Raw genomic sequence first — 14,649 nt, forward strand, 5'->3', positions numbered from 1 at the left:
ATCAGTCTGCGGTATCTTTGCCACTGGCGGGCCGAATAACCGCCGTCAATGGTTGAATTGAGTGAGTCATGAGCGAGCTGTTACTGATTGATGATGACCAGGAACTGTGCGAGCTGCTCGGCAGCTGGCTGACCCAGGAAGGGTTTTCCGTGCGTGCCTGCCACGATGGGCAGAGCGCACGCCTGGCCCTGGCCGAGCATGCCCCTGCTGCCGTGGTACTGGATGTGATGTTGCCCGACGGCAGTGGCCTGGAGCTTCTCAAGCAGCTGCGCAGCGAGCATGCCGAGCTGCCGGTGCTGATGCTTTCAGCCCGCGGCGAGCCGCTGGACCGGATTCTCGGCCTGGAACTGGGCGCCGACGACTACCTGGCCAAACCCTGCGACCCGCGCGAGCTCACTGCCCGCCTGCGCGCGGTGCTGCGCCGCAGCCACCCCACCGCCACAACCAGCCAGATGGAGCTGGGTGACCTGGTCTACAGCCCTGCGCGGGGCGTGGCCAGCATCGATGGCCGCGAAATGACCCTGACCCTGTCCGAAAGCCGTATTCTTGAAGCGCTGCTGCGCCAGCCCGGCGAGCCGCTGGACAAACAGGAACTGGCGCAGATCGGCCTGGGCCGCAAGCTGACCCTGTACGACCGCAGCCTGGACATGCATGTCAGCAACCTGCGCAAGAAGATCGGCCCCCACGCCGATGGCCGGCCACGCATTGTGGCGTTGCGTAGCCGTGGCTATTACTACTGCCTGTAAAAACGCCGGGGCCGCTGCGCGCCCCATTGGCGGCACAAGGCGGGGCCTGCACGGGCCAATCATCTTTACTTTGCCTTTACCATCCCCTGACTGCGCTTGACGGTGATCTCCCTAGACTGTGCTCATCCGGTAATCACCGGCCTATGAAAGGAGAGACACCATGCGCAAGACCCTTATCGCCCTGATGTTCACTGCCGCTTTGCCGACCGTAGCCATGGCCATGCCTGACGGCGGCCCGCGCCACGACGGCCCGCATCATCGCGGTGATGCGCCTTTCCACCAACTGGACCTGAGCCGCGATCAGCGCCAGCAGATCGGCAAGCTGATGGGCGAGCAAATGCAGCAGCGCCGCGACATTACCGAGCGCTACCTGTCCAAGCTGCCGGCCGCCGACCAGAAAGCCATGAAGGATGAACTGCAAGCCAACCGCGACAAGACCGACAGCGCAGTGCGCAAGTTGCTCACGGCTGACCAGCAGAAGAAGTTCGATGAACTGCAAAAAGAACGCGCCGCCAAGAAAGCCGAGTGGCAGGAGTTCCAGGCCTGGAAAGCTGAAAAAGGCGCCAAGGCCCAGTAAGCTGTCCGCCCCGTGCCCGGCCCGCATCACTGCGGGCCGGGCTTTTCCCGTTTAGGAGGTGCACTTGCGTTCACTGTTCTGGCGCATCCTGGCCAGTTTCTGGCTGGCCATCACCCTGGTCGCAGGCCTGTCGATCCTGCTGGGGCACATGCTCAACCAGGACGCCTGGATCCTCAGCCGCCACCCGGGCCTGAATACCCTGGCCAGCAAGTGGGCCAAGCACTATGAGCAGGAAGGCCTGGAGGCGGCCCAGCACTTTCTGGAACGACGCAAGGACCGCTACAAGATCGACGTGCAGGTGCTCGACGATAGCGGTGAGGCCGTGGTGCCCGGTACCTTCCCTCGCCGCGCGGCAGCCTTCGAAGCGCGCCAGCACAATGACCAGCGGCGCTTGCCATGGCGCCGGCTGACCGAGGAATACACCAGCCCCGACACCGGCGAAACCTACTTGCTGATCTACCGCATCCCCCACCCGGCGCTGGATGCCTGGCACCGTGAAAGCCTGCTGTGGCCACTCAGCGCCCTGGGCATTGCCTTGGTCGTGCTGACCTTGTTCAGCCTGCTGGTGACGCTGTCCATCACCCGCCCGTTAAGCCGCCTGCGCAGCGCCGTACACGACCTGGGCCAGACCACCTATCAGCAGAACAGCCTGGCACGGCTGGCAGCGCGGCGCGACGAGTTTGGCGTGCTGGCCAAGGACTTCAACAAGATGGGCGCGCGCCTGCAAAGCACCATTGGCAGCCAGCGCCAGCTGCTACGCGATGTGTCCCACGAACTGCGCTCGCCGCTGGCCAGGCTGCGTATCGCCCTGGCCCTGGCCGAACGCGCCGAGCCTGAGCAGCGGCAAGCGCTGTGGCCACGCCTGACCCGCGAGTGCGACCGCCTGGAAGACCTGATCAGCGAAATCCTCGCCCTGGCCCGAGTGGATGCCGAACAGGCTCATGCCGAACCCGTCAACATCAATGCCTTGCTCGGCAGCGTATGCAAGGACGCCCTGCTGAGCGCGCCGGAGCAGGACGTGCGCCTGGAGGCGCAGCCGGGGTTGAGCTTGCAGGGTTGGCCAACGCTGATCGAGCGTGCCGTGGACAACCTGCTGCGCAATGCCCTGCGCTTCAACCCGGCGGGCCAGCCGGTCGAGGTCAGCGCCGCACGCGAGCAGGACCGCATCGTAATCAGCGTGCGTGACCATGGGCCTGGGGCGGCAGCGGAGCACCTGGCGCAACTGGGTGAGCCGTTCTTCCGCGCGCCGGGGCAAGAAGCACCGGGGCATGGCCTGGGCCTGGCGATTGCGCGCAAGGCCGCGGAGCGCCATGGCGGTAGCCTGGTGCTGGAGAATCATCCACAGGGTGGGTTTGTGGCCAGGCTGGAGTTGCCCTTGGCTGAGGCGACAGGCAGTTGATGGGTGTAAAGGCGCCTGGCCTCTTCGCGGGTAAACCCGCTCCTACAGGGGATGTGGATGCCGTTGTAGGAGCGGGTTCACCCGCGAAGAGGCCGGAAGCCGTGATACCTGAATCAGCCCAAGGCCAGGTTACTCACCCCAGCCACTGACGAAATCAGCCGTTTCCAGCACCGGCGCTGTCCGCGGCTCGGTCAGCGGCGTGCCGACGTACAGGTAGCCGATCAGCTCCTCGTTCTCGGCCAACCCCAACCCCTTGTGCACATGGGCATCGAAGGCCATGTCACCGGTACGCCACACCGCGCCGATCCCCTGCGCGTGCGCAGCAATCAGAATACCGTGCGCCGCACAGCCCGCCGCCAGGCGCTGCTCGGACTTGGGCACCTTGAAGTGGTCCTGCAACCTGGCCACCACCACGATCAGCAACGGCGCCCGCAGCGGCATCGCACGGGCCTTGTCCAGTGCAGCCTGGCTGGCATCGCCCTTGTGCTGCACGGCTTCGGCGAACAGCTCACCCAGCTTCTCGCGGCCCTGGCCTTCGATGGTAAGAAAACGCCACGGCCGCAGCTGGCCGTGATCCGGGGCGCGCAGGGCAGCCTGGAACAGCGCCTCGCGCTGGGCGGCATTGGGCGCCGGGTCGGTCAGGCGTGGCACGGAAACACGGTTGAGCAATGCGTCGAGAGCCTCCATCGGCTACCCTCCTGGCAGTTGAATGTGCGGCCATTCTAGCGTTTACATCACCAGACCCATAGGTAGAATGGCGCCCTTCCGTTTCGAGTCTGAGCAGATCACATGGCGTTGCCGACCTTAAGGATCATTGGTTTCATCATCGGCATCTTCCTGATTACCCTGGCCGTCGGCATGGCCGTGCCCATGGCGACCCTGGTGATCTTCGAGCGCACCGGTGACATGCCGTCGTTTCTCTGGTCGAGCCTGATCACCTTCATCGCCGGCCTGGCCCTGGTGGTGCAGGGGCGCCCGGAGCATGTACACCTACGCCCACGCGACATGTACCTGCTGACCGTCAGCAGCTGGCTGGTGGTGTGCGTATTCGCCGCGCTACCGTTCCTGCTGACCCAGCACATCAGCTACACCGACGCCTTCTTCGAAAGCATGTCAGGCATCACCGCCACTGGCGCTACCGTACTCAGCGGGCTCGATAACATGTCACCGGGCATCCTCATGTGGCGCTCGATGCTGCACTGGCTCGGCGGTATCGGTTTCATCGCCATGGCGGTGGCGATCCTGCCGCTGCTGCGCATCGGCGGCATGCGCCTGTTCCAGACCGAATCGTCCGACCGCTCGGAAAAAGTCATGCCGCGCTCGCACATGGTCGCCAAGTCGATCGTGGCGGTTTACGTCGGTTTCTCCATCCTTGGTGCGTTGGCCTTCTGGTGGGCAGGCATGAGCCCGTTCGATGCGATCAACCACGCCATGTCGGCTATCTCTACGGGTGGGTTCTCCACCTCCGACCAGTCGTTGGCAAAATGGGATATCCCGGCCGTGCACTGGGTGGCGGTGGTGGTGATGATCATGGGCAGCCTGCCGTTCACCCTTTACGTAGCCACCCTGCGCGGCAACCGCAAGGCGCTGATTCGTGACCAGCAGGTACAAGGCTTGCTGGGCATGCTGGTGGTCACCTGGCTGGTACTGGGCACCTGGTACTGGTACAGCACCAACCTGCACTGGCTCGACGCCCTGCGCCACGTGGCGCTGAATGTGACCTCTGTGGTCACCACCACCGGTTTCGCCCTGGGGGACTACAGCCTGTGGGGCAACTTCTCGCTGATGCTGTTCTTCTACCTGGGCTTCGTTGGCGGCTGCTCTGGCTCGACCGCCGGCGGTATCAAGATTTTCCGCTTCCAGGTGGCCTACATCCTGCTGAAGGCCAGCCTCAACCAGCTGATTCACCCGCGCGCGGTGATCAAGCAAAAATACAACGGTCATCGCCTCGATGAAGACATCGTGCGTTCGATCCTGACGTTCTCGTTCTTCTTCGCCATCACCATTTGTGTCTTGGCGCTGCTGCTGTCGCTGCTGGGCGTGGACTGGATGACTGCGCTGACCGGTGCCGCCGGCACGGTTTCGGGTGTAGGCCCAGGCCTGGGTGAAGTGATCGGCCCGTCGGGCAACTACGCCACGCTGCCTGACGCGGCCAAATGGATTCTGGCGGCCGGCATGCTGCTGGGTCGCCTGGAAATCATCACGGTGTTGGTGTTGTGCATGCCGGCGTTCTGGCGTCACTGAGCACTTCGCCTTCCGCGCCGAGGCGGGCGCGGTACTCGCTGGGCGTGGCATCGAACCAGCGGCGGAACGCCCGATAAAAGTTGCTGGGGTCGGCAAAGCCCAGCAGGTAGGCGGTTTCCAGCAAGGTCATGCCCGGCTGGGCCAGGTATTGTTCGGCCAGTTCGCGGCGGGTGTCGTCAAGCAAGGTCTGGAAGCTGGTGCCTTCCTCCTGCAGCCGCCGTTGCAAGGTGCGCTGCGACAGGTGCAGGGCCTGGGCCAGGGTTTCGCGCTTGGGCTCACCCTGCGGCAGGATGCGGCACAACACCTGGCGTACGCGGTGGCTAACCCGGCTTTCGGAGAAGCGTGCCAGGTACTCGCCGGCAAACCGGTCGTGCAGCACCGCCATGGCCTCGTTCGCGGTCGGCAGCGGCGCCTCCATGTCGGCCCGCTCGAACACCAGTGCATCATGTGGGGCGCCGAACACCAGCGGCGAATGGAACGCCACCTTGTAAGGCTCGACATTCTTCGGCTGCGGCCCCTGCACCAGTACCCGCCGCGGCTGGACCGGCCGGCCACTGAGCCATTTGCACAGCGCCAGCGCACAGGCCAGCGACGCTTCGGCGCTGTGCCGGGTTGGCGGCAGGTGGTCACCGTGCACGGTCAGAATCAGCGAATAACCCTCGGGACCGAGGACGAAACTGAGGTCGGAGCTTTCGGCGATGATGCGCTGGTAGCGCACCAGGCGCTCGAAGCCCTCGGCCAGGGTGCGGCTGGACATCAACGCATAGCCCACCACATGGAACGACGCCGGGCGGACCACCCGTGCCATGTTCAGGCCGATGGCCTCATTGCCCGACAGCTCCACCGCCAGCAGCCAGAGGCGGGTCATGGAGTCTTGCGGAAAACGTGCATCGGGGTCGTCGAGGGCGGCAAAGTCCAACCCCAATTGCTTGAACATGGCTCTGCAATCCAGCCCTTCCAGTTCAAGTGCCTTCACGATCCCTGATGCCCAACTGGCTGACGTTGTTCTTTCGCTCATGACAGGCTTCTTTTACCAACCGCTCCTGCGGTGAACCCCAAGGATACTCATTTGGCGCCTATTGTCACTGGTAGGCCCCGTCAGTCACTCTAGACTCGAATCAGGCTCCACGCCGTGTATCTTGTCCAGAAGTATTAATCCCGGAGCACTGCCATGAACAGCACAGCGCAGTTTCGCAGTTTTGCCGAGTTCTATCCGTACTATCTGGGGGAGCACAGCAACCCCACCTGCCGCCGCCTGCACTTCGTCGGCACCAGCCTGGTGATAGCGCTGCTGGCCTATACCATTGGCAGTGGCAAATGGTTGCTGCTGCTGGCCGTGCCGGTGTTCGGCTATGGCTTTGCCTGGGTCGGGCACTTCTTTTTCGAGAAGAATCGGCCAGCGACCTTTACCTATCCGCTGTACAGCCTGGCCGGGGATTTCGTGATGTTCCGGGATATCCTGCTGGGCAAGCTCAGGCTGTAAGCGTCCGAGGCCGCTTGGCGGCACTCTGCCCTCGGCCCCTAAGCCGGCTCACGCAACGCCGCCACGGCCTGCGCTTCGGCCAGCCGATACAGTTCGACGCTGCCATCCCAATGCTCGATCAGGGCCGTGCACGACTCCACCCAGTCCCCGCAGTTGAGGTAGTCCACCTCACCCACCTTGCGGATCTCGGCATGATGGATATGCCCGCACACCACTCCATGAAACCCACGACGGGTGCATTCATGGGCAATGGCATTCTCGAAGTCGCTGATGAAGTTCACCGCGCCTTTCACCTTGTGCTTGAGGTACGCCGACAGCGACCAGTAACCATAGCCATAGCGCGCTCGCCAGTGGTTGAGCCAGCGGTTGAGCACCAAGGTGAATTCGTAGGCGCGATCACCCAGAAACGCCAGCCAGCGGTGGTAACGGGTAATCACATCGAACTGATCGCCATGGACCACCAGCAGCCGGCGGCCATCGGCTGTCAGGTGCTCGGCCTCGTCTACCAGCTGAATGTTGCCCAGAATCAACTTTGAGTAGCGGCGCAGGAATTCGTCATGGTTGCCGGTGACGTAGATCACCTCGGTACCGCGCTTGCTCATGGTCAGCAGCCGGCGGATCACGTTGGTGTGAGCTTGCGGCCAATAGATCCCGCCGCGCAGTTTCCAGCCATCGATGATATCGCCCACCAGGTAGACGCGGTCAGCCTGGTAGCCCTTGAGGAATTGCGACAGGTGTTCGGCCTGGCAGTCGCGGGTACCCAGGTGCACGTCGGAGATCCACAGGGTACGCACGCGTTGCTTGCGCGAGGGGCGGGACAGTTCGGCATGGCTCATGGGCAGGCTCCGGCGCAGTTTGCTGGAGACTGGCAGGCGTGCATGACAGCGCCATGGCAAAACAGTGACGAGTGATGGCGTGCAGGGATTGAGGCACAATGGGCGCCTGCCCTGCGAGGAAGCCCCCATGACCGCCGGCCCGATCCTCTCGCTGCGCCATTACCGCGACAGCCTGATCGCCCACAGCCACGAACACCCGCAACTGGTGTTCGGCCTGCGCGGCCGCCTGGAGTTCGAGGTCCAGGGGCATGGCGCCGGCATCGATCGCCAGGGGCTGATCGTGGTCCCGGCGGGTGCTCATCACACGTGCGCCAGCGATGCCGGCAGTGATTGCCTGGTGCTTGATGTGCCAGGGGAGCCTTGGCTGCGCGAGCACCTGGGCGAGCATGCCGATGCCAGCCGCCGCCTGCTCGACCGCCCCGCCGCCGTGAGCCTGGATGAGCGCCAGCAGCAACTGGTGGACTGGCTGGCGACCAGCCCCGTGCACGACCCGCTGATTGCCCGTCAAGGCGCGGCACTGCTGCTGGCCAGCCTCAACGCCACGGCGGCAGCCAGCGTGCACGCCAGCCAGCGCCTGCCCTACAGCGCCTTCGATGCGCATATCGAGCAGCATGCGGCTTACCCGCTGCAGGTAGCTGACCTGGCGCGCATCGCCGGGCTGTCCAGTGCCCGGCTGCATGCGCGCTTTACCACTGAGTGCGGGATGACGCCGATGGACTACATTCGCCAGCGGCGTTTGCTCAAGGCGCGGCGGCTAATCGTGCAGACCGTGCTGCCGATGGGCGAAATTGCGGCGCAGGTGGGGTATAGCTCGCAAAGTGCCTTTTCAGCGGCGATGCTACGGGCGTTCGGGTGTACACCTTTGGCTTTGCGGCGAGAGTCTGGCGATAACTGACAGCAGTCTTGCGACAGAACGTGTTCGCCTGAGGCTTTAGACTTTGCCTTTACCGGCCCTTTCGCGGGTAAACCCGCTCCTACAGGATGCCCCCGCCTGAAGGTTGTGCAAAACCTGTAGGAGCGGGTTTACCCGCGAAAGCGCTGGCACAACCTGTAGGAAAGGGTTTACCCGCGAAAGGGCCGGCACTGCCTGTAGAGATCTTCATCAAGGACCCATCATGAACCACCGCACCGCCCTCGGCGCACTGCACATTGGCGCGCTGTTCTTCGGCCTTACCGGCGTCTTCGGCAAACTGGCCACCAGCGCCAGCCCGGCGATCATCGTCTTCGGTCGCGCCGCCTTCGCCGTACTCGCCCTGGCCCTGTTCGCCAGCCTGGCCGGCCCGGGCTGGCAACGCCTGAGCAGCCAGGATACGCGCCGCCTGCTGCTCGGCGGTGTGCTGCTGGCCGGCCACTGGGTCAGCTTCTTCATCGCCGTCAAAGTGGGCGGCGTAGCCATCGCCACCCTCGGCTTCGCCAGCTTCCCGGCCTTTACGGTGATCCTCGAAAGCCTGCTGTTCCGCGAGCGTATCCACCGTAACGAAGCCGTCTTGGTCGTGCTGGTCAGCATTGGCCTGATACTGGTTACACCGGCATTCGACCTGGCCAGCGAAGCCACCGGCGGCCTGCTCTGGGCACTGCTCTCGGGCCTGCTGTTCTCGCTGCTGTCACTGACCAACCGGGCCGGCTCCGGACGTTTGCCTGCAGTGCAGGCCGCACTGTGGCAAAACCTGGTGGTGGGCCTGTGCCTGCTACCGTTCGCGGCGCCCGGCCTGGCCGACGTTGCGACCCTGGACTGGCTGTGGATCGCCCTGCTCGGCATTTTCTGCACGGGGGTGGCGCACAGCCTGTTCGTCGCCAGCCTGGCAGTGATCAAGGCGCGCACCGCTGCGGTCGTGTTCGGCATGGAGCCGGTCTACGGCATTGCCGTGGCCTGGGCAGTGTTCGCCGAAACACCTACCGTGCGCATGCTGCTGGGCGGCGCGCTGATCATCTTCGCCATCGTGCTGTCCAGCCGCCTGGCTGCCGAGCAGCCGCCCAGGCAGCGGCCACTGACCGAGGGCGCCTGATCAGCGGTCGTTGTGACCAAGGTCACGCTGCGGGTCGACCAGGTCGCGCACCCGCTGCTTCAGTGCCTTCGCCTCGGGGAAACCGCCGTCGGCCTTGCGCTCCCAGATCTGCACGTCATTGCAGGTGATGCGGAAGACACCCCCGGTGCCCGGCTCCAGAGCAACCCGGCCAAGGTCGTCGGCAAAGGTGCTGAGCAGTTCCTGAGCCAGCCAGGCCGCACGCAGCAGCCACTGGCACTGGGTGCAATAGGTGATGACGATTTCCGGCTTGTTGTCAGCCATGGTGAAACATCTCCAGGTAAGGGGCCGCTTATACTAGCGGTCTTTAGCCCACGGTTTGAGAGTCACGATGCGCCGTCTGCTGTTCTGTTTTCTGCTCGCACTCACCTCGCTTACGGCAATCGCTGCGGAACCCGCCAGGCCCAAGGTCGGCCTGGTGTTGTCTGGCGGTGCTGCCCGTGGCCTGGCCCACATCGGCGTGCTCAAAGCACTGGAGGAACAGGGTGTGCGCATCGACGCCATCGCCGGCACCAGCATGGGCGCGGTGGTCGGCGGCCTGTACGCCTCGGGCTACAGTGTCGAAGAGCTGGAAAAACTCGCGACCACCCTTGACTGGCAACAGGCGCTCTCCGATGCCCCGCCGCGCAAGGATGTGCCGTTCCGGCGCAAGCAGGATGACCGGGACTTCCTGGTCAAGCAGAAGCTCAGCTTTCGCGACGACGGCAGCATGGGCCTGCCGCTGGGTGTGATTCAGGGCCAGAACTTGTCACTGCTACTGGAAAGCAAACTGGCGCATACCGCCGACACCCGCGACTTCGACAAGCTGCCCATCCCCTTCCGCGCCGTGGCCACCGACATCGCCAGTGGCGAAAAAGTCGTGTTCCGCCGGGGTCACCTGCCCCAGGTAATCCGCGCCAGCATGTCGATCCCCGCCGTGTTCGCCCCAGTCGAACTGGACGGCCGCCTGCTGGTGGACGGCGGCATGGTCGACAACATTCCGGTGGATGTGGCCCGCGAAATGGGCGTGGACCTGGCCATCGTGGTCGACATCGGCACCCCGCTGCGCGATCGCAAGCAATTACTGACGGTGGTCGACGTGCTGAATCAGTCGATCACTTTGATGACCCGGCGCAACTCCGAAGAACAACTGGCCAGTCTGCACCGCGACGACATCCTCATCCAGCCATCGCTGACCGCCTTCGGCGTGACTGACTTCGGCCGTGCCCACGACATGATCGACGCCGGTTACCGCGCCACTCGCCTGCTTGACCCACGCCTGGCCACCCTGCGCCAGCTCGAGGGCGATGCCAGCCTGGCCGTGGCCCGCTCGCCGCGCCAGCGCACGCCGGTAATCACCGCAATCCGGATCGAAAACGACTCCAAGGTCAGCGATGATGTAATCCGCTCGTACATCCGCCAGCCAATCGACGCGCCGCTGGAACTGGGCCGCCTGCAGACCGACATGGGTACGCTGTATGGCCTGGACTACTTCGACAGGGTGCAGTACCGCGTGGTGCACAAGGGCAACGACAATACCCTGGTGATCAACGCCCGGGGCCGACGCGGCGGCACCGACTACCTGCGCCTGGGCCTGAACCTGTCCGATGACCTGCGCGGCGACAGCGCTTTCAACCTGGGCGCCAGCTACCGGGTCAACGGCATCAACAGCCTTGGCGCCGAATGGCTGACCCGCGGCCAGATCGGTGACCAGCAAGCGCTGTACAGTGAGTTCTACCAACCCCTGGATGTGGGCTCACGCTACTTCATTGCGCCGTACCTGGACCTGGGCTCGCAGAACATCGAAGCCACCCTGGACAACGACCCGGTCGCCGAGTATCGCCTGGAGCGCTATGGCTTTGGCCTGAACGTAGGCCGGCAGATCGGCAACAGCGGTGAAGTGCGCCTGGGCGTGGGCAAGGCCTGGGGCGAAGCCGAGGTGCGCATCGGCGACCAGGACCTGCCCAAAGTCAGTTTCAACGAAGGTTTCTACGAGCTGAAGTACTCGTTCGACACCCTCGATAACGTGTACTTCCCGCACCATGGCGAGGATATCGGCCTCACCTTGCGCAAATACGACAAGTCGCTGGACTCCGACCAGGATTACCGGCAGTGGCTGTTCACCCTGGACAAGGCCATCAGCAGCGGGCCGAACACGTTCGTACTGGGTGGGCGCTACGGGCGCACGCTGGACGACACCGAAGTGGTGACGTCGAGCTTTGTGATGGGCGGGGCGCGAGAGCTGTCAGGCTTCCGCCAGGACTCGGTATCGGGGCAGAACGTGAGCCTGCTGCGCATGGTCTATTACCGCCGGCTGACGCCACGGGCCTATGTGCCGCTGGACTTCCCGCTGTACATCGGCGGCTCGCTGGAGCGAGGGCGGGCGTGGAACAATGACAACGAATTCGACAGTGGGTACATCAATGCGGCGAGCATCTTCCTGGGGCTGGAGACGCCTCTAGGGCCGCTAAACTTCAGCTACGGCGCCAACAGTGCGCATGAGCAGGCGGTGTACCTGAACCTTGGGCACACCTTCTGAGGCTTGCACTGCACCTGCAACAATGGGGGGAGCTCAGGACTTTTCGAGATTGGCCAGGATCTTGGCATGCACGCGCATGCAGACCTGCAAGTCCGCCTCGTCCACGCCGGTAAACAGCTCTACCCGCAGCTGGTTGGCGATGGTCTCGATCTGATCGATCAACGGCTTGGCCGGCGGGCACAGCACAATCTTCTTCGCCCGCCGATCCTCCAGCACCGCCTGCCGGCGCACCAGCCCTTGCGCTTCCAGGCTGTCGAGCAGACGCGCCAGGGTCGGGCCCTCGACACCTACGCTCTGGGCCAGCTCACGCTGGGTCGGGGCGTCTTCGAAGCGCGCCAGGTGCAGCAACACCAGCCAGCGCGCCTGGGACAGGTTGAGCCCGGCCAGGCGGCGGTCCAGCTCGGCACGCCAACCTCGGGACATCTGGGCCAGTTGCATGCCAAAGCGGTGTTGGTTGTCGTTCAGGGGCATAAGGAACTCATTGGAGTAGATCTAATTATTAGGCAGCTAACCATGCCCTGCCCCACGAGGCAAGGCTCGGCCATAGTTACGCGTTCGATAATCGTCAAAAAGCATGACAAAGGTCAGCAGATGGCGCTTCTGCCTTCGATCCTGCATGCGTTTACAATTCGAATTCCGCCGCCAGCGCTGCGCGCACGCAATAAAGTACGCCCTCCGGCACCCGCGCCCCGAACTGCGGGGCAATGGCCGACACCGGTGGCAGCTCACCCTCGCCATCAAGAAAGGCGTCCTGCACCTCCATCATCAGGTCTTCCGGCAAGTCGATGGCCTGGTCCAGACTCAGCTCCTGGCGGCCCAGCGCCTCGGCCAGCAGGCTATACACATTCTTCTCGCTGCAGTTGAGCTGCCCGGCGATCTGCGCCGGGGTCATGCCGGCACGGGCCAGGCTGACCAGTTCGTGACGCAGGTCGAGCACCACTTTCGGTGCCTCGTCGGTGCCACCGCTGCTGTTCAGCACTTCGAGGAACGCCTGCCCGTAGCGCTCCAACTTGCGCGCCCCCACACCGCTGACCTGGGCCATGTCGCTGAGGCTGACCGGCTGGCTGCGCAGCATCTCCAGCAGTGTCGAGTCGGGGAAGATGACGTAGGGTGGCACACTGTGTTCTTCGGCCAGCTTGCGGCGCAGGGTACGCAGCGCTTCCCACAGATCGCGCTCTTCGGCACGCACCAGCTGGCTGGCCGGGCTGCCGCCGCTGGACGACGAGGTTTTGGCTGTGGTCTGCGGTTTGAGATCTCGGCGCAGTTGCAAGGTCACCTCGCCGCGCAGCAGCGGCCGGCAGCTGTCGGACAGGCGCAGACCGCCGTAGCCTTCCAGGTCGATATCGACCAGGCCGCGCGCCACCAGCTGACGGAACAGTGAACGCCACTCGACCTCGGCCAAGCCTTTGCCAACGCCGAATACCGACAGCTTCTCGTGGCCGAAATTGCGCACCTTCTCGGTGTCCTTGCCCAACAGCACATCGACCAGGTGGCCAACACCATAGCGCTGGCCGGTGCGGAACACCGCCGACAGCGCCTGGCGGGCCGGCTCGGTGGCGTCCCAGGTCTGGACGTTGTCGACACAGTTGTCGCAGTGCCCGCACGGTTGTTCGAGGGTTTCGTCGAAGTAGGCCAGCAGCGACTGGCGGCGGCAGCGCGTTTCTTCGCACAGCGCCAGCATGGCGTCCAGCTTGTGCTGCTCGATGCGCTTGTGGCGCTCGTCGCCTTCGGAGTTCTGCAGCATCTGCTTGAGCATCACCATGTCCTGCAGCCCGTAGGCCATCCAGGCGTCGGAGGGCAGGCCGTCACGGCCGGCACGGCCGGTTTCCTGGTAGTAGGCCTCAAGCGATTTGGGCAGGTCGAGGTGAGCAACGAAGCGCACGTTGGGCTTGTCGATACCCATGCCGAAAGCAATCGTAGCGACCATGATCAGCCCTTCCTCGTTGAGAAAGCGGTGCTGGTTGGCCGCACGTGTCTCGGCGGCCAGGCCGGCGTGATACGGCAGCGCAGGGAACCCCTGACTGCAGAGGAAGGCGGCGGTTTCGTCGACCTTCTTGCGCGACAGGCAGTAGACGATGCCAGCGTTGCCACGACGCTCGCCGAGAAAGGCCATCAACTGCTTGCGCGGTGCCTCCTTGGGCACGATGCGGTAGAAGATGTTGGGCCGGTCGAAACTCGACAGGAAGCGCTCGGCGCCCTGCAGGTGCAGGCGCTGAACGATCTCCTCGCGGGTTCGCATGTCGGCCGTAGCGGTAAGCGCAATGCGCGGCACATGCGGAAACAGTTCGGCCAGCTGACCCAGCTGCAGGTACTCGGGGCGGAAATCGTGACCCCATTGCGAAACGCAGTGGGCCTCGTCAATGGCGAACAGCGAGATGTCCAGATCGCGCAGGAAGTCGAGCATGCGCGGCTGCACCAGGCGTTCCGGCGCCAGGTACAGCATCTTGACTTCACCACGGCGCAGGCGCCCGGCCAGTTCACGCTGCTGCTCCGCTGTCAGGGTAGAGTTCAGGGCGGCCGCAGACACACCCAGCTCATCAAGGGTGGCGACCTGGTCGTCCATCAGCGCGATCAGTGGCGATACCACCACCGTCAAGCCCGGGCGCAGCAGCCCCGGCACCTGGAAACACAGCGATTTGCCGCCACCGGTGGGCATCAGTACCAAGGCATCGCCGCCATTGGCCACGCATTCGATGATCGCTGCCTGGCGCCCACGGAAACTGTCGTAGCCGAAGATGTCCTTGAGAACGCGCTGAGCCTGTTCGAGCATGTGCAACTCCAAATCGCCGTACCATCCTGGATAAAGGCTGGACGAAAAACCC

The 14,649-nt window shown here is 64.1% G+C and carries 14 protein-coding genes; 8 read left to right on the forward strand and 6 right to left on the reverse strand.

Features of this window, described 5'->3' with window-relative positions:
* Window positions 1-68: 68 nt before the first annotated feature.
* The 3 genes from AC3WLP_RS16945 (at window position 69) to AC3WLP_RS16955 (ending at window position 2,722) form a co-directional block, all read left to right on the forward strand.
* Window positions 69-746, forward strand: coding sequence for a response regulator transcription factor (locus AC3WLP_RS16945; protein ID WP_003254551.1), 678 nt, complete (start codon window positions 69-71; stop codon window positions 744-746).
* A gap of 160 nt (window positions 747-906) precedes the next feature.
* Window positions 907-1,323: a Spy/CpxP family protein refolding chaperone gene (locus tag AC3WLP_RS16950; protein WP_088513403.1), complete on the forward strand. Its 417-nt coding sequence runs from the start codon at window positions 907-909 to the stop codon at window positions 1,321-1,323.
* A gap of 58 nt (window positions 1,324-1,381) precedes the next feature.
* On the forward strand, window positions 1,382-2,722 hold the full coding sequence (locus AC3WLP_RS16955; protein ID WP_088513404.1) for a sensor histidine kinase: 1,341 nt from the start codon (window positions 1,382-1,384) through the stop codon (window positions 2,720-2,722).
* A gap of 129 nt (window positions 2,723-2,851) precedes the next feature.
* On the opposite strand, the gene AC3WLP_RS16960 is transcribed toward AC3WLP_RS16955, so the two are convergent.
* On the reverse strand, window positions 2,852-3,409 hold the full coding sequence (locus AC3WLP_RS16960; protein WP_003254557.1) for an NAD(P)H nitroreductase: 558 nt from the start codon (window positions 3,407-3,409) through the stop codon (window positions 2,852-2,854).
* Between the two features lie 102 nt (window positions 3,410-3,511).
* Here AC3WLP_RS16960 and AC3WLP_RS16965 point away from each other — a divergent pair, with 102 nt between their 5' ends.
* The gene (locus AC3WLP_RS16965; protein ID WP_004576878.1) at window positions 3,512-4,966 is read left to right on the forward strand and encodes a TrkH family potassium uptake protein; all 1,455 of its coding nucleotides are present in this window, start codon (window positions 3,512-3,514) and stop codon (window positions 4,964-4,966) included.
* Here the strand turns inward: AC3WLP_RS16965 and AC3WLP_RS16970 are convergent.
* Window positions 4,923-5,984 carry an AraC family transcriptional regulator gene (locus AC3WLP_RS16970; protein ID WP_003254561.1) on the reverse strand — a complete coding sequence of 354 codons (1,062 nt, stop codon included), beginning with the start codon at window positions 5,982-5,984 and terminating at the stop codon, window positions 4,923-4,925. The genes AC3WLP_RS16965 and AC3WLP_RS16970 overlap by 44 nt on opposite strands.
* Before the next feature lie 153 nt (window positions 5,985-6,137).
* Here AC3WLP_RS16970 and AC3WLP_RS16975 point away from each other — a divergent pair, with 153 nt between their 5' ends.
* Window positions 6,138-6,449, forward strand: coding sequence for an Mpo1-like protein (locus AC3WLP_RS16975; RefSeq protein ID WP_003254563.1), 312 nt, complete (start codon window positions 6,138-6,140; stop codon window positions 6,447-6,449).
* Window positions 6,450-6,487: 38 nt separating this feature from the next.
* Here the strand turns inward: AC3WLP_RS16975 and AC3WLP_RS16980 are convergent, their stop codons facing one another.
* A complete protein-coding gene (locus AC3WLP_RS16980; RefSeq protein ID WP_003254566.1) occupies window positions 6,488-7,285 on the reverse strand; it encodes a UDP-2,3-diacylglucosamine diphosphatase in 798 nt (265 codons plus the stop codon).
* Between the two features lie 127 nt (window positions 7,286-7,412).
* Between AC3WLP_RS16980 and AC3WLP_RS16985 the strand changes: the two genes are divergently transcribed.
* Entirely contained in the window at window positions 7,413-8,180 is a 768-nt protein-coding gene (locus AC3WLP_RS16985; RefSeq protein ID WP_003254568.1) for a helix-turn-helix transcriptional regulator, read from the forward strand.
* A gap of 220 nt (window positions 8,181-8,400) precedes the next feature.
* Entirely contained in the window at window positions 8,401-9,291 is an 891-nt protein-coding gene (locus AC3WLP_RS16990) for a DMT family transporter (protein ID WP_012051563.1), read from the forward strand.
* Here AC3WLP_RS16990 and AC3WLP_RS16995 read toward each other — a convergent pair whose 3' ends face one another.
* Window positions 9,292-9,573, reverse strand: a complete 282-nt coding sequence (locus AC3WLP_RS16995) for an Rdx family protein (protein ID WP_012051562.1) — start codon at window positions 9,571-9,573, stop codon at window positions 9,292-9,294.
* Between the two features lie 67 nt (window positions 9,574-9,640).
* Between AC3WLP_RS16995 and AC3WLP_RS17000 the strand changes: the two genes are divergently transcribed.
* Window positions 9,641-11,827, forward strand: coding sequence for a patatin-like phospholipase family protein (locus AC3WLP_RS17000; RefSeq protein ID WP_012051561.1), 2,187 nt, complete (start codon window positions 9,641-9,643; stop codon window positions 11,825-11,827).
* 33 nt (window positions 11,828-11,860) lie between these two features.
* Here the strand turns inward: AC3WLP_RS17000 and AC3WLP_RS17005 are convergent, their stop codons facing one another.
* Together AC3WLP_RS17005 and recQ are read right to left on the reverse strand one after the other, a co-directional pair.
* Window positions 11,861-12,298: a MarR family transcriptional regulator gene (locus tag AC3WLP_RS17005; protein ID WP_003254575.1), complete on the reverse strand. Its 438-nt coding sequence runs from the start codon at window positions 12,296-12,298 to the stop codon at window positions 11,861-11,863.
* A gap of 151 nt (window positions 12,299-12,449) precedes the next feature.
* Entirely contained in the window at window positions 12,450-14,597 is a 2,148-nt protein-coding gene (gene recQ, locus AC3WLP_RS17010; RefSeq protein ID WP_088513405.1) for a DNA helicase RecQ, read from the reverse strand.
* Window positions 14,598-14,649: the final 52 nt, after the last annotated feature.

Source organism: Pseudomonas sp. FW305-E2, assembly GCF_058782925.1.